The organism is Paraburkholderia sp. A1BS-2L (assembly GCF_051125205.1).
Lineage (GTDB): Bacteria > Pseudomonadota > Gammaproteobacteria > Burkholderiales > Burkholderiaceae > Paraburkholderia.
This window is the reverse complement of record NZ_CP120428.1, coordinates 591,879-613,426: the sequence shown is the minus strand read 5'-3', so window position 1 is coordinate 613,426 and position 21,548 is coordinate 591,879. Positions and strand designations below refer to the sequence as shown.

At 65.1% G+C, this 21,548-nt stretch carries 17 protein-coding genes; 6 read left to right on the top strand and 11 right to left on the bottom strand.

Annotation, left to right across the window (positions count from 1 at the left end):
• Positions 1-33 precede the first annotated feature (33 nt).
• Positions 34-1,620, bottom strand: coding sequence for a xanthine dehydrogenase small subunit (gene xdhA, locus P5W98_RS02725; protein ID WP_421042464.1), 1,587 nt, complete (start codon positions 1,618-1,620; stop codon positions 34-36).
• Positions 1,621-1,976: 356 nt separating this feature from the next.
• Between xdhA and P5W98_RS02720 the strand changes: the two genes are divergently transcribed.
• Positions 1,977-3,185 carry an MFS transporter gene (locus P5W98_RS02720; RefSeq protein WP_421042465.1) on the top strand — a complete coding sequence of 403 codons (1,209 nt, stop codon included), beginning with the start codon at positions 1,977-1,979 and terminating at the stop codon, positions 3,183-3,185.
• A 100-nt stretch (positions 3,186-3,285) separates the two neighbouring features.
• Here the strand turns inward: P5W98_RS02720 and P5W98_RS02715 are convergent, their stop codons facing one another.
• The 3 genes from P5W98_RS02715 to aspT (P5W98_RS02705) form a co-directional block, all read right to left on the bottom strand.
• Entirely contained in the window at positions 3,286-4,941 is a 1,656-nt protein-coding gene (locus tag P5W98_RS02715; protein ID WP_421042466.1) for a bifunctional aspartate transaminase/aspartate 4-decarboxylase, read from the bottom strand.
• 155 nt (positions 4,942-5,096) lie between these two features.
• The gene (gene aspT / locus P5W98_RS02710) at positions 5,097-6,782 is read right to left on the bottom strand and encodes an aspartate-alanine antiporter (RefSeq protein WP_421042467.1); all 1,686 of its coding nucleotides are present in this window, start codon (positions 6,780-6,782) and stop codon (positions 5,097-5,099) included.
• Between the two features lie 194 nt (positions 6,783-6,976).
• A complete protein-coding gene (gene aspT / locus P5W98_RS02705; protein WP_421042468.1) occupies positions 6,977-8,659 on the bottom strand; it encodes an aspartate-alanine antiporter in 1,683 nt (560 codons plus the stop codon).
• A 591-nt stretch (positions 8,660-9,250) separates the two neighbouring features.
• Here aspT (P5W98_RS02705) and P5W98_RS02700 point away from each other — a divergent pair.
• On the top strand, positions 9,251-10,297 hold the full coding sequence (locus P5W98_RS02700) for a LysR family transcriptional regulator (RefSeq protein WP_421042469.1): 1,047 nt from the start codon (positions 9,251-9,253) through the stop codon (positions 10,295-10,297).
• Positions 10,298-10,329: 32 nt separating this feature from the next.
• Here the strand turns inward: P5W98_RS02700 and P5W98_RS02695 are convergent, their stop codons facing one another.
• Entirely contained in the window at positions 10,330-10,881 is a 552-nt protein-coding gene (locus tag P5W98_RS02695) for a plasmid fertility inhibition factor family protein (RefSeq protein ID WP_421042470.1), read from the bottom strand.
• A gap of 353 nt (positions 10,882-11,234) precedes the next feature.
• Here P5W98_RS02695 and P5W98_RS02690 point away from each other — a divergent pair, with 353 nt between their 5' ends.
• A complete protein-coding gene (locus P5W98_RS02690) occupies positions 11,235-13,016 on the top strand; it encodes a winged helix-turn-helix domain-containing protein (protein ID WP_421042471.1) in 1,782 nt (593 codons plus the stop codon).
• 123 nt (positions 13,017-13,139) lie between these two features.
• Here the strand turns inward: P5W98_RS02690 and P5W98_RS02685 are convergent, their stop codons facing one another.
• On the bottom strand, positions 13,140-13,400 hold the full coding sequence (locus P5W98_RS02685) for a hypothetical protein (RefSeq protein ID WP_421042472.1): 261 nt from the start codon (positions 13,398-13,400) through the stop codon (positions 13,140-13,142).
• Positions 13,401-13,678: 278 nt separating this feature from the next.
• On the opposite strand from P5W98_RS02685, the gene P5W98_RS02680 reads away from it, so the two are divergent.
• Entirely contained in the window at positions 13,679-14,836 is a 1,158-nt protein-coding gene (locus P5W98_RS02680; RefSeq protein WP_434718212.1) for an MFS transporter, read from the top strand.
• Between the two features lie 44 nt (positions 14,837-14,880).
• Here P5W98_RS02680 and fahA read toward each other — a convergent pair whose 3' ends face one another.
• Complete coding sequence (fahA, locus tag P5W98_RS02675) at positions 14,881-16,209, bottom strand: fumarylacetoacetase (protein ID WP_421042474.1); 1,329 nt, start codon at positions 16,207-16,209, stop codon at positions 14,881-14,883.
• Entirely contained in the window at positions 16,206-17,531 is a 1,326-nt protein-coding gene (gene hmgA, locus P5W98_RS02670) for a homogentisate 1,2-dioxygenase (protein ID WP_421042665.1), read from the bottom strand. The genes fahA and hmgA overlap by 4 nt, the downstream gene beginning before the upstream one ends.
• Positions 17,532-17,871: 340 nt before the next feature.
• Between hmgA and P5W98_RS02665 the strand changes: the two genes are divergently transcribed.
• Positions 17,872-18,699 (top strand): EAL domain-containing protein, encoded by an 828-nt coding sequence (locus P5W98_RS02665; protein ID WP_421042475.1) that lies wholly within the window; start codon positions 17,872-17,874, stop codon positions 18,697-18,699.
• A gap of 27 nt (positions 18,700-18,726) precedes the next feature.
• On the opposite strand, the gene murB is transcribed toward P5W98_RS02665, so the two are convergent.
• Positions 18,727-19,800, bottom strand: a complete 1,074-nt coding sequence (gene murB, locus P5W98_RS02660; RefSeq protein ID WP_421042476.1) for a UDP-N-acetylmuramate dehydrogenase — start codon at positions 19,798-19,800, stop codon at positions 18,727-18,729.
• Positions 19,801-20,083: 283 nt separating this feature from the next.
• On the opposite strand from murB, the gene P5W98_RS02655 reads away from it, so the two are divergent.
• Positions 20,084-20,569, top strand: a complete 486-nt coding sequence (locus P5W98_RS02655; RefSeq protein ID WP_421023147.1) for a YajQ family cyclic di-GMP-binding protein — start codon at positions 20,084-20,086, stop codon at positions 20,567-20,569.
• A 116-nt stretch (positions 20,570-20,685) separates the two neighbouring features.
• On the opposite strand, the gene P5W98_RS02650 is transcribed toward P5W98_RS02655, so the two are convergent.
• Both P5W98_RS02650 and P5W98_RS02645 read right to left on the bottom strand, forming a co-directional pair.
• Positions 20,686-21,141, bottom strand: coding sequence for an SRPBCC family protein (locus P5W98_RS02650; RefSeq protein WP_421042666.1), 456 nt, complete (start codon positions 21,139-21,141; stop codon positions 20,686-20,688).
• Positions 21,142-21,196: 55 nt separating this feature from the next.
• Complete coding sequence (locus P5W98_RS02645) at positions 21,197-21,379, bottom strand: hypothetical protein (protein ID WP_421042477.1); 183 nt, start codon at positions 21,377-21,379, stop codon at positions 21,197-21,199.
• Positions 21,380-21,548 lie beyond the last annotated feature (169 nt).

Genomic DNA, 21,548 nt, shown 5'->3' with positions numbered 1-21,548 from the left:
TCGATCTCCGTATGTTGTCCGTTTCCTGGGGGGTCAAGCAGCGCTTTGTGCACATTCGGCCGCGACGGCGCGCACGTTGAGCGCTTGCGGCGCGAGCGGATTGTTCGGGCGCGTTTCGAGCCAGAAGCGATACAGCGTGTTCTTCGCGGCTTCGAGGCGGTAGTCGCTCGTCGCGCGCATGTCGGAGAGCGGGGCATAGTCGTTGGCGAGCGCGATCATCGCGGCCTGCGCGGTGGCTTCGTGCCATTGCGCGCCAGCGAGCACGCCTTCGGCGTGGGTCGCACGCTTGGGCGTCGCGGCCATGCCGCCGAACGCGATGCGCGGCTCGCGGATCGTGTCGCCGTCGGCGATGAAAGCGTACGCGGCGCACACGGCCGAAATGTCGGAGTCGAAGCGCTTCGAGATCTTATAGGTGCGGAACTGCAGGTTCGCACGCGCGCCGGTGCGGGTCGGCACTTTCAGCGCGAGCACGAACTCGTGCTCGGCCATGTCCTTCTTCTGATAAGCGAGGTACAGGTCTTCGAGCGGCATCTCGCGCACCGTGTCGCCGCCGCGCAGCACCACGCGTGCGCCCAGCGCGATCAGGCCCGGCATCGAGTCGCCGATCGGCGAGCCGTTCGCGACGTTGCCGCCGATCGTGCCCGCGTTGCGGATCGGCAGCGAAGCGAAGCGCTGCCACATCTCTTCGAGCTCGGGATAGTGCTTCGCGAGCTCGGCATAGCCGCGCTCGACGGTGACGCCCGCGCCGATCTCGATCCACGCGTCGCTCACCTCGATCTGGCGCATCGCCTCGACCTGGCCCACGTAGACGATGTCGCCGAGTTCGCGCATCTGCTTGGTGACCCACAGGCCGATGTCGGTGCTGCCCGCGAGAATGCGCGCGTTGGGGCGCGCGGCCTTGATCGCGGCGAACGCGTCGACGGTGCGCGGCGCGTCGTATTGCTGGCCGTCGTGCTCGTAGTGGAAGGTCTCGCCGCGTTCGAGCGTGGCGAGCGTCTGTGCGAGCGCCTTCACGTCGATGGGCGCCTTGGGCGCGTCGGCCTTGAACATCTGCTCGGCGGCGTCGAGGATCGGACGATAGCCCGTGCAGCGGCACAGGTTGCCGGTCAGCGCGTTGGCGATCTCGTCGCGCGAGGGCACGCTGCAAGCAGCCTTGCCGGGGCAGCCCTGGCCGGCCTGGGCGCCGTGGGCACCCTGAGTCCCCTGAGTACCCTGCCCCGCGTGCTCATGGCCATGCTTTTCGTAGAGCGCCCACATCGACATGACGAAACCGGGCGTGCAGAAGCCGCATTGCGAGCCATGGCAATCCACCATCGCCTGCTGCACGGGGTGCAGCGACCCGTCGGGCTGGCGCAGGTCCTCGACGGTGAAGAGCGCCTTGCCGTCGAGCGTCGGCAGAAACTGGATACAGGCATTGACGGCCTTGAAGCTCACGCCGCCCTCGGCCGTGCGCTCGCCGACGACGACCGTGCACGCGCCGCAGTCGCCTTCCGCACAGCCCTCCTTGGTGCCGGTGCAGTGCGCGTCTTCGCGCAGGTACTGGAGAACAGTACGGGTGACGTCCGCGTCGCTGACTTCACGGATCGCGTTACGGTGATAAAAGCGGATCGGCTGACTCATGGTTTTTCGTCTCGTCGTGTTCTGCGGCTCGCAGGACGCCCCGAATGGAGGTGCGTGTGCCGCGCTTCTGTGGACGGTACGAAAATTAACACTGCCAATATCGCGAACCCATAGGCACAGGTACATGGGGGTTATATCGTTATCGCGATGAATCTTCAGGCCGTGCGCGGGCTGTGCTTATATGTCTGGAGGATGGCCGAAACGCGCGATTTATCGTGAAATTCGTGCGAATCGGCCAGAAAGCGGCGGAAAAATGCCCGACGTCGCCCCGCTGAACGCTTTCTCGTCACCAGCAGAAGAACCGGTTCCATGGGACAATCTCGCCTTTCCCGCCGTTATCCATCCGTATTTCCCCCATGTCCGCCGAGTCAGCGCCCCAGCGCAACGCCGCATCGACGACCTTGCAGATCATTCCGGTCGTCTTTTTCACCTTCCTCTGCTATCTGACCATCGGCATTCCGCTCGCGGTCCTGCCGGGCTACGTGCACAACGACCTCGGCTTCAGCACGATCGTGGCCGGCGGCGCCATCAGCGTGCAGTACATCGCGACGCTCTGCTCGCGGGCGCTGGCCGGACGCTCGGCCGATACGCTCGGCCCCAAGAAAACGGTCACCATCGGCATGATCCTGTGCGGCACGAGCGGCGTGCTGCTGCTGCTCGCCACGCTCGTCGCGCACTGGCCGGCGCTCTCGCTCGCGCTGCTCGTGACGAGCCGGCTGCTGCTCGGCTGCGGCGAGAGCCTGGTCGGCACCGGCGCGATCCTCTGGGGCATCGGCCGCGTGGGCACCGCAAACAACGCACGCGTGATCTCGTGGAACGGCATCGCCACCTATGGCGCGCTGGCGCTCGGCGCGCCGCTCGGCGTGGAAATGGCGCATTACCTCGGCTTCTGGTCGCTCGGCATTTCGGTGATGGCGCTGGCCGCGCTCGGCTTCTGGCTCGCGCGCCCGATCGCGCCGGTGCCGATCGTGCATGGCGAGCGCATGCCCTATCGCAGCGTGCTCACGCGCGTGCTGCCGCATGGTCTCGGCCTTGCGCTGGGCTCGGCGGGCTTCGGCTCGATCGCCACCTTCATCACGCTGTTCTACGCGGCGCGCCACTGGCCCAACGCGGCCTTCGCGCTCACGCTGTTCGGGCTCATGTTTATCGGCGCGCGCCTGCTGTTTTCGAACACGATCAAGACCTTCGGCGGCTTTCGCGTCGCCATCGCCTCGTTCTCATGCGAATGTGCGGGGCTGGTGCTGCTGTGGCTTGCGCCCACGCCCACGGTCGCGCTGATGGGCGCCGCGCTAACGGGCTTCGGTTTCGCGCTGGTGTTCCCGGCGCTGGGCGTGGAAGCGGTCAGTCTCGTGCCGGCCGCGAGCCGTGGCGCCGCACTGTCGGCCTATTCGGTGTTTCTCGACCTCTCGCTCGGCATCACCGGGCCGCTCGCGGGCTATGTAGCCAATCTGTTCGGCTACGGGTCGGTGTACCTGTTCGCTGCCATCGCGGCTGCCGCGGGCGTGGCGCTTTCGGTCTCGCTGCATCGCAAGAGCGTGCGCGGCGCCACATCGCAAGCGGAATAACGGCGCGGAATAAAAAACCGCCCCCGGTGCGCCTGCGCCGGGGGCGGTTCGTTTCCGGGTTCCGGGGCGCGGCGGCATCGCGCCGCCGCGCCCGTCCTCCTTACTTCTTCACGGCATTCGGGTCGAGCTTCTTGCCGGTGGCCTCGTTGTAACGCTGCACGTACTCCTCGGTGAGCTTGCGCATCGCGCGGCCGATCTTGCGGTAATCGGCTTCGTTCAGGTTCGCGAGGGACACGCGGCCCGACGGATGCGCCGTGCCGAAGCCCTTGCCCGGCAGCAGCACGACGCGCGCCTCGCTGGCGAGGCGGAACAGCAGCTCGTTGGGCTGAACCTGCTTGAGGAGCCAGTCGACGAAATCGCGGCCGAAGCGCTTCTCACCGAAATACTCCATGTCGATGATCGTGTAGTAGTCGACCTGATTCGGATCGCCACCGTCGAAGGGGATGCCCATTTCCTCGTAGAGCGCGCGCTTGCGGCTACGGATCAGGCGCTTCAACGCGTTCTTGTACGCGTCGGGCGTATCCATCAGCGAGAACAACGAGAACAGCACCATCTGCACCTGCTGCGGCGTCGAGAGGCCGGCAGTGTGATTGAGCGCGACGGTGCGGCTGTCCGCGACCAGACGGTCGATGAACTTGAGCTTGTCCGGCTCTGTCGTGATCGACTTGTATCGCTCGTGCAGAATCTTCCTCTCATCCTTCGGGAGCTTCGCGATCGCGGCGTCGAGCACGTTGTCCTGATGCGTCGCGATCGTGCCCAGACGCCAGCCCGTCGCACCGAAGTACTTCGAGTAGGAGTACACGAGAATCGTGTTCTTGGGCGCGAGCGCAAACAGCGAGACGAAGTTGTCGGCGAAGGTGCCATACACGTCGTCGGTGAGGAGGATGAGGTCGGGGCGCTCCTTGACGATCTCGGCAATGTATTCGAGGCTCTCGTCGCTGATCTTCACCGAGGGCGGATTGCTCGGATTCACGAGGAAGAACGCCTTGATCTTCGGATCGCGCAGCTTGTCCAGCTCCTTCTTCGAGTACTGCCAGTTGTTCTCGACGGTCGCGTTGAGGTGCACGACGTTGAGCTGGTAGTCGTTGAGCTCGGGAATTTCGATGTACGGCGTGAAGATCGGCATGCCGAGCGCGATGGTGTCGCCCGGCTTGATCAGGAAGTTCTCGCGCATCGTGTTGAAGATGTACGTCATGGCCGCGGTGCCGCCTTCCACCGCGAACACGTCGAACTCGCCCACGAACGGATGCTTGCCGACCATCTCGCGCCGCAGGTATTGGCCGACAATGATCTCCGAGAGCTTGAGCATGCGGTCCGGCACGGGATAGTTGCAGGCCAGAATGCCTTCACACATTTCGTACAGGAAGTCGCCCGCCGACAGGCCCAGCTGGTCGCGCACGTACGACACCGCGCCGCCGATGAAATCGATGCCGGGCTGGCCCTTGTTTTCGCGCAGGAACTGGTCGAAGCGCTCGACGATGCCGGCGCGCTGCGGGAAGCCGCCCACCCCCTCGGGCATATAGGAGAACGAGCGCTCCGACTCGCGCATGGCGAACAGGCCCAGTTGCCAGAAGCCGTGACGCGGAATCGTGGCGAGGAAGTTGGGATTGCCGCGGCCCGCATTGAGCATCGAGTAATTGGCCGGGCGCTCGGTTGCGCCGCCGCCCGCCGCCTTGATCAGCTCGTCCTTGAGCTCGAACGGGCTCAGTGCTTCGATGCCTGACTTTGCCTTCGATTCAGCTTTACCTTTTGCCATGATGCTCTCCGTTGGAAGACGTTGAGCGTGCCGCCGCTGCATGTGCTCGATGCACGGTGCGAGTGCGGCACGCGACTTCGACTAATCGATGCAACCGGGCCTGCGTCTTGAGAACTTCCCGCGCGGCCAACCTGCGCGGCCCGCTTGACTTCATGTCACACAAGACCCACCACGAGCGGCCCGAGCAGCGTGAGCAGCACGTTGGCGATCGCATAGGTGATGGCGAACGGCGCCGTGGGCACGGCGCTCTCGGCCTTGTCGAGAATGCCGCCGAAGGCCGGGTTCGCGCTGCGGGAGCCGGACAGCGCGCCCGCGAGAATCGCCGCGTTGTTGTACTTGAGGACGTAGCGGCCAAACAGCATCGTGAGAATGAGCGGCACGATGGTCACGACCACGCCGAGCAGGAAGATCGTGATGCCGCTCTGCTTGATCGTCACCACCGCCTGCAGGCCCGAATTGAGCCCCACCACGGCAACGAACGCCGCCAGACCGAAGTCCTTGAGCAGTTGCGAGGCGGCCGGCGGCATCACGCCGTACATCGGGTACTTGCCGCGCATCCAGCCGAACAGCAGGCCCGCGAGCAGGCAGCCGCCGCCCGAGCCGAGTGTGAGCGGAATGCCCGCCACGTTCGCGACGACCAGACCGACCAGCAGACCAAGCACGAGACCCACGCCCATGTAGATGAAGTCGGTCTTGTTGCTGTAGACGAGCTCGTAGCCGGCAGCCTGCGCGACGCGCTTCGTGTCGGTTGCCGTGCCATAGACGGTGACCACGTCGCCGTGCTCGAGCTTCGAGCCCGGCAGCAGCGCCACGGGCTGCCCGGCTCGCTCGATCTTCTCGATGTAGACGCCGTGACGCAGGTCGCGGTCGACGTTCTTGCGCACTTCGCCGATCGTCGTGTGGTTCATGCCCTTCTTCGTGAACACGATCTGGCGCGTCTGCATCACGAGGCTCATGCCGCCCGAGTCCGGCATTTCCGGACCGATCAGCGTGCCCACTTCGACCATCTGCTCGCGGCGGCCCACGACCAGCACGAGGTCGTCGCGGCTCAGCACGAACTCGGGCGTGGCGTCGACGACCTTGCCCGAGCGGCGGATTTTCTCGATGGCGACGAAATCCTGCTGGGCCAGTTCGATCTGCTTGACCGTCTTGCCGGCTGCAGCTTCCACGCGAAACACGCGGCCGAACAACTCGGGCAGCGCAGTGAGCTGGCCCGGCCCCGCCGAGGCATTGCCGCCCGCCATTTCGCGCTCGGCGTCCATGGAGGCATCTTTGAGGCTGCGGCCCATGAACTTCGGCAGGATGTTCACGCACACGATGATCGCGCCGAGCGAGCCGAACACGTAGGTCACGGCGTAGCCGATCGCGACATCGGCCTGCATGGCCTTCACCTGGTCGGGCGGCAGGCCGAGACGCGCGATGGCGTCGCCCGCCGTGCCGATGATCGCCGACTGCGTCATGCCGCCCGCGGCGAGACCGGCGGCGAGGCCCTTGTTGAGGTGAAAGAGCTTCGCGCAGACGAGCACGGTGACGAGACCCGCGACGGCCATGAACACGGCCATGGCGATTTCGCGCAGCGTCTTGCGGTTGAGCGAGTTGAAGAAGCCCGGACCGGAGTCGTAGCCCACGGCGTAGATGAAGACCGCGAACATCACCGCCTTCACGCCGTTGTCGATCGTCACGCCAACCTGACTGATCACCACGGCGGCGAGCAGCGACCCGCCTACGCCGCCCAGCTGGAACTTGCCGAAGTTGATCTGCCCGACCCAGTAGCCAACGGCCAGTGAGAGGAATAAGGCGATTTCCGGAGATTTGTGAAAGATGTCATGTAGCCATTCCATCGTGCCCTCGCATGGGTAGAAGTGACTGCTTGCTGCCGTTGAAGCAGGACGGCCAGTTGAACAACCGGTTGAAACCGGACGGACGACCTGACGAAAGCGCGTCAAAATTGAGATAACGCGGCCATCATCGGCCACGAACGGATTCGGTACGCGCCATGTGCTCAAGCGCGGCGCGCACCGCTGATCAGCCGAAATCAGCCGAATTTCGTTGCAAGCGCAACCACCACGGGCCCCATGAGCGGCAACAAAATATTCGACAGTGCGTAGGTGATCGTGTAGCCGATCACCGGAATCGAGTTGCCGGTCACGCCCACCAGCGCACTGATTGCCGGGGTGCTGCACTGCTGCCCCGCGATCGCGCCGAGCAGCATGGGGGTTTCGAGCTTGAGAAACATGCGCCCGATCCAGAGGGACATGAGACCGGGAATCAGCACCATCATGATGCCGACGAGCGGCAGCGCGAGACCGTATTCGCGTACGAGCTTGATGGCGTCCGGGCCAGCGGAGAGACCCACGGCCGCGATGAAGGTTGCGAGGCCGAAATCCTTGAGCACCTGCGCCGCCGCCGAGGGCAGCGAGCCGACCACCGGGAAATGCGAGCGCAGCCAGCCGAAGAACAGCCCCGAAAGCAGGCACCCGCCGCCCGTGCCGAGCTCGAGCGCGACGCCGCCCAGCTTCACGCCGAAGCGGCCGATGATCATGCCCACGAGCACGCCGAGGCCGAGGTAGACGAAGTCGGTCTTCTGGGTCTGCTGGATCACATAGCCGAGGCGCTTCGCGCCGCGCGCGACGTCGCCGGGTGCGCCGATCAGCGTGAGCACGTCGCCGCGGCGCACCATGGTGCCGGGCAGCGCGGGCACCGCGGCGTCCAGACGCGTGATCGCGCCCACGTAGATGCCGCGCCCGTCTTCGGGCGAAGCGCGCTCGCGCATCTGCGCGAGCGTGAGGCCGTCGGCGTCGCGGCGCGTGAGCATCACGTCCACGCGCTGCGCGAACAGTTTCACGAAACCCTCGCCCGAAACCTCGGCGCCAAGGCTGCCCGACGCCTCCACCACGGCCTCGCGCCGCCCGCCGATGAACACGATGTCGCCCGCCTGCAGCACAGTTTGCGCGACCGCGTCGATCTCCTGCTTGCCGCGCACGATGCGCTCGACCGTGACGTTGTTGCCGAAGCGCGCCTCGAATGCCGAGACCTGGGCGCCCGCTGCCTGCCCGACCTCAAACGCGCGCGCCTCGAGCAGCGGCAGCGCGAGCCGCTGGCCTTCGTCGAGCACGCCGTTGCCGCCGAGCTTGCGAAAAAGGCGTGCGGCCTCTTCGCGCAGGTTCACGCGCAACAGGAGCGGCGCGATCTGGCTCGTGAACAGCACGATGGTGATCAAACCAAAGAGGTAGCTCACGCTATAGGCGGTCACCACGTGCGCCTGCAGCGTGCTCACCTGGGCATCGCTCAAGCCCAGCTTGGAGATCGCTTCGGAAGCCGTGCCGATCACCGCAGACTCGGTGGCGGCGCCGGCCAGCAGGCCGGCCGCGGTGCCCGCGTCGAGCTTCATCACGACGACTGCGATCATGATGAGCGTCATGACCGAGACGATCTCGATGATCGAAAGGAATCCATAGCGCCAGCCGCGCCCGATGTTCGCGAAGAATTGCGGGCCGCCCGTGAAGCCGAGCGCGAAGATGAACAACGCAAAAGCAACGTTCTTGAGATCGGGCGAGATGCGCGCGCCCGTCTGGCCCAGCACGAGCGCGACGATCAGCGTGCCACACACGCCGCCGAGCGAAATCGGCCCAAAACGGATCGAACCGATCAAATAACCCAGCGCGAGACTGACGAACAGGGCAATCTCGGGCTGCGATTTCAGCAATTCGACGATCATGTCTGGTCCGCCGATTTACGTTTTAGTTTTCAGAAAAATGCATTAATAAAACATGCACTCAGCATGCACGTCTCTATTCCCGTGCTTCGCGGCTATTTTGCGCGAAGCACAAAAAACCTCGCCCGACCGAATCAAGCTTGTGTGAAAAATGCTGGACAAAGCCGAAACCAGATCTTCAACGCATCGACAACAAACATTCTGCAACCGCAGCGCCCAAAGGCTGTCCAGGCCGGATCTGAGCCGGGCGCGGCGAGATTCACCCCGGCAATGTCATCGTGCATGGCAAGCATGCGGGTGAATTATGCAATTGATTCCGCGATCGACGTCGATTGCGTGTCCACTGTTCGCGTCATTGCCCAAATACCATAATGTATTGCCAGAAATGCTATTCCTTTACGAGCGTGAAACGCCGGCGCTGTTTGCGATAAATATTGCAATTCTTTACAACTGTCAATATTATTTTCCTTCCAATATCGCCACCGCAATCGCACAACAGGGCTAAATCTAGCGCGCACATTGACGTCACCTCCGCAATGCCAAACGGAATGCCCTTAATCGGGTAAATGCAATCAGCATATGAGGCGAAATTCCATGAACCAGATACACGCCATGCGCGTCTTCGTCACGGTTGCGCAATCACAAAGCTTTCGCAGGGCCGCGCAGCAACTCGACGTCTCGAATGCCCTGGTCACCCGCTCGGTCGCCATGCTCGAAGCGCATTTGCATACCCGCCTCATCAACCGCACCACGCGCAATCTGTCGCTTACCGAAGCGGGTGAACACTATCTCGAAGGCTGCCGCAGCGTGCTCGACGAACTGGACCACCTCGAAAATGCGCTCGCGCATACCGAACGCGAGCCCGGCGGCACACTGCGCGTGGCCGCGGCCAGCACCGTGTCGCTCGTCACGCTCACGCCGCTCATCGACGGCTACCGGCGGCGCTACCCGCGCGTGAACGTGCGCCTCACGCTCGCCGAGCGGCAAATCTCGCTCGTCGAGGACGGCTTCGACGTGGGCATCGTCCCGGTGTCGCCCACACGCGACAGCGACCCGGATCTCGTCGAGCGGACACTCGACGCGGCAACGTTCGTGCCATGCGCGTCGCCCGGCTGGCTTGCCGAGCACGGCGAGCCGCGCACGCCCGCGCAGCTCGCGCGCCACGCGGCGGTGAGCCTGCCGCCCGAAGCACGCAGCGTCACCTGGCAATTCGCAAGGCCCGGCGAGCATGCGCAGCAGGTCACGCTGCGGCCCGCCTATGCCGTCAACAACATGCTGATGGTGCGGCACGCCGCGCTCGCGGGCATGGGCCCGGCTATCGTGCCGACGTCGCTCGTCGCCGAAGATCTCGCCGCCGGCACGCTCGTGCGCCTGTTGCCCGAGTACGAGATCGACGACCCCGACGCCAACATGTCGATCGTCTATCCGAATCGTCAATATCTGCCCGCGAAAACGCTGCGCTTCGTCGACTACGCCATCGAGCATTTCCAGCGTGCGAGCGACGCCAACGAACAAAACACAATCACGCCCGCGGCACTCCCGGCATCCGGTCACGCCGCCCTGCGGCCCGTGAACGGCACACTCGGCAACGGTGCGGCGCTGCATATGTCGAACGGCGTCTGCGGGCTCGCCTGGCGCTAACCCGATACAAGCGCGGCGCAAACCCAACACCGCTACGCAGGCCCTGGTGCCGCGCCCCGCCCGCGTTCTTCCAGTCCGATGGCGCCACACTGTTCGCGCAGCAGCGGCGCTTCGCGCTCATGCACTTCCACCGGCAGCCACTTCGCGCCCGCCCACGAGAGGTAACGCGCACGATGCTGGCCGTTGCGAAACGCCACCACGCCCTCGTGCGCAAGGCCGAGCCATCCCGCGAGCCCGGCCACGCGCCGCTTCTCGATCGTCAGGTAGGGCATTTGCGGCACGCGCTCGTTGCGCGGGTCGAGAAATTCGCGGATGCCGCGCACCTTGCCCACATGCCAGTCATCGACGGGCTTGAGCACGTAATCGGTGTCGTCGCGGTCCGCGCAGACCAGCAGTTTGTACAGATCGACCACCACCACTTCGTGACGCGTGCCGTCGGTCGCGAATACGCGCTTCAAACGCACGTGATCGTAGGGATGATGTCCGGGCACCGGCACGATCCAGAAAGGTCCGGACGCGGACTGCGGCTGCGGTGGCGGAATCGATGGCATTTCGGTAAGCGTGACCAGGGACGTCTGCGGCATGCGTCAGGCACATCCTCTTGTAGCGGTGAAAAGGGGCCTAAGCTACGAGGGATATGTGAATCCTTCGTGACCTATGCGCGGCGAATGAAGGCTGCCCGCACCCCGGAAAAAGCTGACGAAACGCGCACCCATCGCATGCCGCAAACACCGCTCGCTGCTTCTTGAAGGTCGCCGTGCGAGCCGCTAAATTTAGATTCGACAGCCGCTTCGAGCCCCCCACCGATCGACCGGCTGCCTGCATCGCCCGCACCGAGCGCCGCCAGAATCGCCCACGTCATCTGTTGCACGATGGTGCATTCCCTGGACGAAACATCGCCGCGCACGACCCATGATGCTGCATCAGGGGACCTCCCATGCCGACGGATCGAATCATCCGGTTCGCGGATTTCGAGCTCGACGTCGAGCGCTACCAGCTTCGCCGCGCGGGCGAAGCGGTGCGGCTGGAGCGGCTGCCGATGGACCTCCTGATCCTGCTCGCAACGCGCCATGGCGAGTTAATCTCGCGCGCGGACATCATCGAGCGGCTATGGCACGGCAATCCCTGGCGCGACACCGAGAACGGCATCAACACCGCGATCCGCAAGATCCGCATCGCGCTCGCCGACGACCCGGCGCAGCCGCGCCATCTCGTCACGGTGAAGGGCAAGGGCTACCGGCTCGACGGCGCCAGCTTCGAGAACCCGGCAGCCGCCGCGGAGCCCAGCGTCGTGCACAACGCGGTGCGCGTGCTGGTGCTGCCGTTTGCAAACCTCACGGGCGACGGCAAGGAAGAGTCGCTGTGCAGCGCGCTCGCCGACGAAATCTCGGCCACGCTCGGCGCGCTCGGCGCGGACCGTCTGCGCATGATCGCGCGCACGACTGCCGCGCGCTATCGCGACACGTCCAAGAGCATCGGCGAGATCGCGCGCGAGCTCAAACTCGACTACGTGCTCGAAGGCTCGTTCTCGCGCGAAGCGCACAAGGTGCGCATTCTCACGCGCCTGATTCGCTGCGCGGACGAAGTGCAGATCTGGAGCCGCGCACACGAACCGGTTTCGCAAGGCGCGCTCGACCTCCTCAAGGAGGCCGCCGCCGCGCTTGCGCAGGAGTTCGCCTCCAAGCTCTCCGAACAGCAGCGTTCGCTGCTCGCGCGGCGGCTGCCCGTCGATCCCGCTGCGCACGACGCCTATGTGCGCGGGCGTTACTTCTGGTACCGGCGCGTGCATTTCGATGCGGGGTTCTGCGCCCAGCACGGCGTCGACGGCGAAGACTTCGCGCGCAGCCGCGCCTATTTTGATGCGGCGCTCGAGCACGACCCGAACTATGCGCTCGGTTACGCCGGGCTCTCGAACTACTATGGGGCGTCGGTCGTGCACGGCCTGTTCGCGCCCGACGACGGCTGGCCCACCGCACGCGCCCTCGCGCAAAGCGCACTCGAGCTCGACCCCGATCTGCCCGAAGCCCATCACGCGCTGGCTGCGGTGCGCTACTTCTTCGAATGGGACTGGCCGCGCGCCGAGGCCGGCTTCAAGGAAGCACTGCGGCGCAATCCGAGCTACCCGGAGGCACACCGGCTCTACGCACGGCTGCTGCTCGCAGCGGGCCGCCATGCCGAAGGCCAGGCCGCGATGGCGCGCGCCGAGAAAATCGATCCGCACGCATTCCAGGGCTCGCGCGCGTTCGGCATGGTCCTCGCGGGTCAGCACGCGCAAGTCGTTAGCGAATATCTCTCGCCGGGCCATATGGAACATTCACCGCTCGTGTACCAGGTGCTGGCAACCGCGTTCGAAGTCAAGAAACTCTTTGCGCAGGCCGTGGACGCAACCGCGGAAGCGCTCGATTGCTGCAACCTGCACGCACGCTCGGCGGCCGTGCGCATGCATTGGGAAACGGGCGGCTATGACGCGGTGCTGCACTGGTATCTGGACGACCTGCTGGCGCGACGGCGCAGGCAATACACTTCGCCCTTGCTGATTGCCGAGGCCTATGCGCGGCTCGCCCAGCCCAAGGAAATGTTCCAGTGGCTGGACGCTGCGCTCGCCGAGCGCAGCTCGCGCCTGTGCGAGTTGCGCATGAATCCGTGGTTCCAGCCGTATCGCGCAAGCGGGCGCATGCGGCGCATCGAGCAGCACATCGGCGACGGGTCCATGCACTGAACTGCGCGAAGGCACGGCTCTTAAGCGGTCCTCACGGACGCACAAAGGGCGCTTTTTCAAGCGCCCTTTGTGCGTCTATTGGCCGGTTCGGCCGGGGTTTCGTTCGAGGTCTCCGTGCTCGTCTCAATTGCCGTGATAGAGACCGTTGTTCAGGCGGTCGCGCTCACCCGACTTGATCGAGCGTTCCAGGTCCTGATACACCTGCGCATGCGACATCGATAGCGGCGCCCCCGCGGCGCTATTGGTCATGGGCATGCCGCCCACGTCCTGCGAAGCCGACGGCCCGCCCTGTGACGGATCGGACGACGTATCGGCAAGCGCGATTCCTGCGAAGAAAGCGGCCGAGCAGGCCACTGCGATGCGTACGGTGCTCATCGTGTTCATGTCATCGCTCCAGGAGAAAAGCGCATGCACCCCACCCGCCATGCGCAACGCGGACGAAACCAGTAGTCCCCCCCCGCAAGCTGAAGAATGGGCATTGCACCGGATAACGCGCACTGGATCGTAGGCCAATGGTGCGGCCCGTCTGCGGGGCGCACCATGGACGCAACCTGAAGAAATCGTCAAGGCCATCCGCAGCAGGACGCTGTTACGTAAGAAGAACGCAAGCCACGCGGAACGCTCGCGCCGCGCCAACCGCACCCGTAGTAGGATCTCGCCCGATGAAAACCATCTTCACGCGCGACTTCCTCGCACTGATCCTGAGCGTGGCCGTGGTCGGCCTCGGTTCCGGCGCAACCCTGCCGCTCACCGCCCTCGCCCTCACCGACGCCGGCTACGGCACCGCCATCGTCGGCTTACTCACCGCCGCGCAAGCGTTCGGCGGGCTGCTCGTGGTGCCGGCCACGGCGTGGATCTCCACGCGCTTCGGCTCGCGCCAGGTGATCGTGGGTTCGGTGCTGGCCGCCGCCGTCGCGACCGCGCTCATGCAGTTCGGCTCGAATCTGTGGCTCTGGGCGCTCTTGCGCATGGTCTGCGGCGCGGCGCTGATGCTGCTCTTCACCATCAGCGAAGCATGGGTGAACGAGCTCGCCGACGACACCAATCGCGGCCGCGTAGTCGGCATCTACGCGACTACCTTCACGCTGTTTCAGATGTCCGGCCCGGTGCTGGTGAGCCAGATCGAGGGATTCACGGCGTGGCGCTTCGCGATCTGCGGCGCAATCTTCCTCGTCGCACTGCCGACGCTTGCCGCCATCCGCACGAGCGCACAGACCGCCGACCTGCACGAACCGCACGGCAGCTGGCGCCATATCCTGCCGAAGATGCCCGCGCTCATCGTCGCCACGGGGTTCTTCGCGCTCTTCGACACGCTCGCGCTCTCGCTCTTGCCGCTCTTCGCGATGGGCCACGGCATCGACAGCGAAACGGCGGTGCTGTTCGCCTCGGTCGTGCTGCTCGGCGACACGACGATGCAGTTCCCGATTGGCTGGTTCGCCGACCGGCTCGGCCGCCAGCGCGTGCACGCGCTGATGGGCGTGCTCGTGGCGGTGCTCTTGCCGTTGCTGCCATTGGCGGTCGCGGCGCCGTGGCTGCGCTGGCCCCTGCTTTTCGTGCTGGGCGCGGCGGCAGGCTCGATCTACACGCTCGCCATCGTGGCGTGCGGCGAGCGCTTTGAAGGCGTGGCGCTGGTATCGGCAAGCGCGCTCGTGAGCGCCTCGTGGAGCGCGGCGAGCTTCGGCGGGCCGATCGTCACCGGGGCACTGATGGAGCGCGCAGGTCGCGACGCCATGCTGTGGGTGCTGTTCGCATGTGCATTGGTGTTTCTCGGGACGCTGCGCTGGGAACGCGCGCGGGGAATCATACGCGCGAAGGCTTGATGAGCCGACGCTGACGCCAAGCCGGCGTCGGCGCGCTCACCTTGTTACTTCAACGCCGGCAAGATCTTGCCGACGCACTCTCCGAAACCCACGCGATAACCTTCGCCCTGGCACCAGCCCGCGAGCGTGAGTTCGTCGCCGTCTTCGATGAAGCCGCGCGTGCCGCCGCTCTTCAATTCAAGCGGATGCTTGCCGTTCCACGTGAGCTCGAGCAGGCTGCCGAACGAATCGGGCGTGGGGCCCGAGATCGTGCCCGAGCCCATCAGATCGCCCACGCGCGTGTTGCACCCGGCCACCGTGTGATGCGCGAGCTGCTGCGCCATCGTCCAGTACATGTGACGGAAATTCGTGCGCGCGATCGAGGTGGCCTCGCTCGCCCCTTCGGGGCGCAGCAGCACTTCGAGCGCGATGTCGAACGCATGATTGCCCGCGTGGCGCAGATAGTCGAGCGGCTGCGGCTCCTGCGCCGGCTGCGCGACGCGAAACGGCTCCAGTGCGTCGAGCGTCACGACCCACGGCGAGATCGTGGTGGCAAAGGTTTTCGCATTGAACGGCCCGAGCGGCACATATTCCCACTGCTGGATATCGCGCGCGCTCCAGTCGTTGAGCAGCACCATGCCGAAGATATGCGCCTCAGCGTTCTCGCATGCGATCGGCTCGCCAAGCGCATTGCCACGCCCGACGATGAAGCCCGTCTCCAGTTCGATGTCGAGCTTGCGGCACGCGCCGAACACCGGACGCTCCTGGTCGGGCAGCTTCAGCTGGCCATTGGGGCGGCGCACCGGCGTGCCGCTCACCACCACCGACGAAGCGCGCCCGTTATAGCCGATCGGCATCTCGGACCAGTTCGGCAGCAGCGCATTCTTCGGATCACGAAACATCGAGCCGACATTTGTCGCATGCTCCTTCGACGAATAGAAGTCCGTATAGCCGGGAATCTCCACGGGCAGATGCAGCTTCGCATCGGCGAGCTTCACGAACGCGCGTTGGCGCAGACCCGCATCGTCGCGCAGCGTGGCGCCGCTCGTCGTGTCGCGCGCGAGCAGCGACGAAAGCTGCACGCGCACGCTGCGCCACGCATCGCGGCCAAGCGCGATGAAATCATTCAGCGAGGCACGCGCGAAAACGTTCTCGCTCCCTGGGGATCCGGCCGGCACGCGCAGCAATCCGGCCTCGTTCAGCACCGCCAGGTCCACGACCGAGTCGCCGATCGCCACGCCCACACGCGCGCGCTCCTGGCTTGCCGTGCTGAACACGCCGAAAGGCAGGTTCTGGATCGGGAAATCACAGGCCGCATCGTTTGCGCTTTCGATCCAGCTCTTGCGCTGCGGATCGAGCGTTGCCTGCACATCGGCGGGAATGGGATTGCTCATTGCTGCTCCGGATTGAAGTGTTTCTTGAGGCCTTGCCAGCACTCGTAGTAATGCGCCTGCAGTTGCGCCGTTTCGAGCGCGAAGCGCGTCGGGCGAATCAGCGTGCGGGTTTCGAACATGAACGCCATCGTGTCGGCGACCTTGTTGGGTTTGCTCGTATCGATGCTCGAAGCCTTCTCGAAGGTCTCGGCATCGGGGCCGTGGCCCGTCATGCAGTTGTGCAGGCTCGCGCCGCCCGGCACGAAGCCCTCGGCCTTCGCGTCGTACACGCCGTGCACGAGGCCCATGAACTCGCTCGCGACGTTGCGGTGGTACCAGGGCGGACGGAAGGTGTTCTCGGCCGCGAGCCAGCGCGGCGGGAAGATCACGAAGTCGATCGCGTCGACGCCCGGGGTATCGGTGGGCGACTGCAGCACGAGGAAGATCGACGGATCCGGGTGGTCGTAGCTGATCGAGCCGATGGTGTTGTAGCGGCGCAGATCGTACTTGTACGGCGCGTAGTTGCCGTGCCACGCGACCACGTCGAGCGGAGAATGACCGATGTCGGCGCGCCAGAGCTCGCCGTTCAGTTTCGTCACGAGCTCGAACTGCCCTTCGCGGTCTTCATAGGCCGCGCGCGGCGTGAGGAAGTCGCGCGGGTTCGCCAGCCCGTTCGAGCCGATCACGCCCAGGTCGGGCAGACGCAGCAGCGCGCCGAAGTTTTCGCAGATATAGCCGCGCGCCTCGCCATCGGGCAGTTCGACCGTAAAGCGCACGCCGCGTGGAATCACCGCGATCTCGAAGGGCTCGACGTCGAGGCGGCCCATCTCCGTGCGGATGGCAAGGCGCCCTTGTTGCGGGACGATCAGCAGCTCACCGTCGCTGTTGTAGAAGAAGCGGTCGGTCATCGGGCGGTTCGCCGCGTACAGATGAATCGCACAGCCGCTCATCGAGGCCGCCGAGCCGTTGCCGGCCATCGTCACCCAGCCGTCGATGAAATCGGTCGGCGCCGTGGGCATCGGCAGCGGATCCCAGCGCAACTGGTTGGGCGGCGTAGGCGGCACGCCGCCGAAATCGGCGACGAGGCGCGACGCGCGGCCTTTGCCAGCATCGATGCCATCGACGCTCGTGCGCGCGGCAAGCGGCGTAAACGGCTGATGCACCGCGCCCGGGCGGATCCGGTAGAACCACGTCCGGCGATTGTGCGCGCGCGGCGCGGTGAAGGCCGTGCCCGAAAGCTGCTCGGCGTAGAGGCCATAAGCGCAGCGCTGCGGCGAATTCTGGCCATCAGGCAAGGCGCCGGGCAGCGCCTCGGTCGCAAACTCATTGCAAAAGCCGCTCATATAGCAATCGGCCGCCGTATCCGACCCGCTTTTTCCCGGTGCTGTCTGGGTTACGTCCCGCAAGGGTGCGTTCATCACTGTCTCTCCACGTTTTACCGGCGAAGTTTGCCGCGCAATTTACGAATAGTAAAACGGATTATGATTAGTGAAATTACATGTAAACCCTGGTCTCCTCGGACGCGGCCCGGAAATGCGTCTCTGCGTGGATATCGTTATCACTAATCGGTGCATGCCGAAGCGTCCCAGGCTGCTACCATCAGGCCATACGGCCCTGTCGCCGCGACAACCCAACCGGCGCGGGCCGCCCGCGCGTTCCCCGTTACGCCACATTCATCGCGTCATGATCGCTCCAACCATTCCTGAGCTCGTCGCCCGTGCTGCCAATCACCCATTTCTCGGCGAGCACCTGACAATGGGCAGCGGCACGCATCACGCGGAGGCCGTCGCGCACCGCAATGGCGTGGAGCTCCTGAGTGCCTACGAGCCGATCTACGACATCAGCGTGCACGGCGGCGTGCAGTCGCTCACAGCGGACCTCTCATTGGCTTCGCGCTTCGGCGACGAACTCGGCTTCCAGGCGGTGACGCTGCGCGAGCACGACGGCAAGACCGAGCTCTTCGATCCGTTCGCCACCACGGTCGACGACCGAGAGCTCGTCGCGCTCGACCGCTGCGTGCGCGCGCTCCACGCGATCAACTTTCTCGGCTCGCAGCAGCACGGGCTGCTGTTTCTGCGCGTGCACGAGCAACTGCTCAAGAGCGTGAAGTACGACCACGGACGGCACTTTTCGAATGTGCTGGTCTCGTTCGGGCTGAACCCGGGGCGCGTGGTGATCGAATTGCCGGCGGCGGCGGTCGCGCACCGGACCTTCGTCGGTTATCTGACGAAGAGCTATCAGCGCTATGGGTTCAAGGTGGCGGGCAATCTGCCCAATGCGGGGCAGATTCTTTCCGTGTCGGACATGGCGCGGCTCGACTTCCTGAAGATGGATGCGAGCGCGGCGCTGCGCGATTCGATGGTGAAGCCGCTGGTGAGCTACGCGGCGCGGCTGCGCATTCCGCTGATCTTCAATCGCGTGGTGGACGCCCCGCAGTTCGAGCAGTTGCAGCAGTACGACGTGCGCTTCGTGCAAGGGCCCGTCTTCGCCACGCAGCACAGCGCGGCGTAGTGCCGGTACACGAAGGGTTGCGAGGGTCTACAGGCTGAGAGGTTCCTGCTCCAGCTCCACGCCGAAGCGCTCGAACACGTCACGGCGGATCGCCTGTGCCAGCTCGAGGATGTCGTTGCCGGTGGCGCCGCCGAGATTCACGAGCACGAGCGCCTGCCGCTCATGCACGGCCGCCCCGCGCAGCGTGCGGCCTTTCCAGCCGCATTGATCGATCAGCCAGCCCGCGGCGAGCTTCACGCGGCCATCCGCCTGCGGGTACGAGACGATGCGCGGCTCGCGCACGACGAGCGAGTCGAACTGCTGCGCGTCGATCACCGGATTCTTGAAAAAACTACCCGCATTGCCAAGCGCGAGCGGATCGGGCAACTTCGCGCGGCGCACCGCGACCACGGCGCCGAATACGTCGCGCGCGCACCGCGCCTCCGACAGCCCGCGCTGCGCAAGCTCGCGCGCGAGGTCGGCGTAACCGGCGTTGGGCCGCCACGCCTTCGGCAAACGGAAGCTCACCGAGGTAATCAGGAAATGGTCGCGCCCTTCCTGCTTGAAAAAGCTGTCGCGATAGCCGAACCGGCAATCCGCGGCGTCGAACTCGTACGGCGTGCCGGACTCGATCTCAATCGCGCGCACGCTAGCGCAGCGCTCGGCCATTTCCAGTCCATAGGCGCCGATGTTCTGAATCGGCGCCGCGCCCACCGTGCCCGGAATCAGCGCGAGGTTTTCGAGGCCCGGCATGCCCGCGTCGAGCGTCCACGCCACGAAGTCGTGCCAGTTCTCGCCGGCGCCGGCTTCGACATACCAGGCGTCGCTGTCCTCGCGCGTCACGCGCTTGCCCGCCAGCGCGACGAGCAGCACGAGGCCATCGAAGTCGCGCGTGAGCACGACATTGCTGCCGCCGCCCAGCACCAGCCTGCGCAGGCCCTGGGCACGCGGATCGCGCACGGCGGCGGCCAGATCGGCCTCGCTCTCGATGCGGCAGGCAAAGCGCGCGCGCACGTCGAAGCCGAAGGTGTTGTGCTCGCGCAGCGGGTAGCCGGCGGCAAACCACACCGGGGACGGAACGACGGACGTGGGGCAAGCAGGCATCGAGGATGGATGTGACACGAAAAGACCGGAGACGAAAAAACGGGCGCTGAAAACGAACGACACACAAAAGACACAAGCCGGAAAACTCAAACCCGCGCGATGCGAAGCAGCAGGCACGCCGGCTGCGAAGCCGCCGGCACACAACGCCGCGCAGCCTTGGGCAAACGCGGCGGCGCCGGTAAAATGGCGTCGGTCCGTGATTATAGCGAGTACAGGGCGCCGCACCGGCGAGCCCCGCTGCGGCCCGCGAGCCGCACAATACGTGCCGCTCGTGCACCACTCGCACTTTTGGGAGAAAGCAATGCCATCGTTTGACGTCGTCAGCGAAGCCAACATGATCGAAGTAAAGAACGCCGTCGAGCAATCCAACAAGGAGATCTCCACGCGCTTCGACTTCAAGGGCTCGGATGCGCGCGTCGAGCAAAAGGAACGCGAACTGACCGCGTTCGCCGACGACGATTTCAAGCTCGGCCAGGTCAAGGACGTGCTGGTGTCGAAAATGGCCAAGCGCAACGTGGACGTGCGCTTCCTCGACTACGGCAAGATCGAGAAGATCGGCGGAGACAAGGTCAAGCAGGTCATCACGGTGAAGAAGGGTGTCTCGGGCGACCTCGCCAAGAAGATCGTCAAGCTCGTCAAGGAAAGCAAGATCAAGGTTCAGGCCAGCATCCAGGGCGATGCCGTGCGGGTAGCCGGCACCAAGCGCGACGACCTGCAAAGCGTGATTGCCATGCTGCGCAAGGACGTGACCGATACGCCGCTCGACTTCAATAACTTCCGCGACTGATTCGTCGCGCCTGGCCGCATGTTTTGCGGCCAGGCGCGGCTTTCCGCGGTTTTTCACACGATCGCTCGCCACGAGGCGGCACGCGCCGCCTCGCTCTCACGCCCCCTTCTGTCTGCCTAGTCGCTCGTCGTGACGAGCGGCATCAGCGTCTCGCCCGTCTCCAGCAGCGTCTTGAGATTCGACAGGATGCGCGGCCAGCCGCCCGACACGGCCTCGATGAACTTCGAGCCCGGACGCTCCATGCGATGCGTAACCGTGAGCTTCACGGCGTACTCCACCTGCTCGATCTGCAACGTGCACAGGGAATCGCCCTCGGCGTTCAGTTCCGGGCGGAACATGTTGCGCCAGCGGATCACGAGACGATGCGGCGCGTTCGACTCGACGATCTCGCCCGAATCGGACACCCGGCCATCAGAAAAGCGCAGCGACCACGGCGAGCCGGCCTGCCAGTCGCACTCGTGATGCATGCCGAACCAGTACCGCTCCGTGAACGCGCGGCTGGTGAGCGCGTCCCATAGCCCTTGTGGCGTGGCGCGCATGAACGTGACGTAGACGAACACGGATTCGCTCACCGAGCCGCTCGTGGCGCCCTTTTCGCTCTTTTCAACCTTGCCACTCACGTGGCCCTCACTGCTGCTCATGATGGCTACCTCCGTTTCCTTCGAGTGCGCGGCTGGGTGCGACGAGTGCATCCGCAGCACGCCAGTCGAGGTCTCCTGAGCGCACAAGGCAGGCGGCTTCTTGCGCGGCCGGACTTTCCCGTGCCGCCCGGGTCGCGGCGTCGAACGGCTCGTAGCTGATGTCGACCATGTGTGCATTCTCCATGCTGCAATACTTTGCCATTCCCTGCACAAGCGCCCGACTTCCGGTTCGATCGGGCCAGCAAGGCGCGCAGCCGGCGTCAACGCGCAGGCGAAAAAAACGGCGCCGTAGCGCCGTCCCTTTCCTGCCGCTCTCTCGCACACCTTCCCGCGACTGG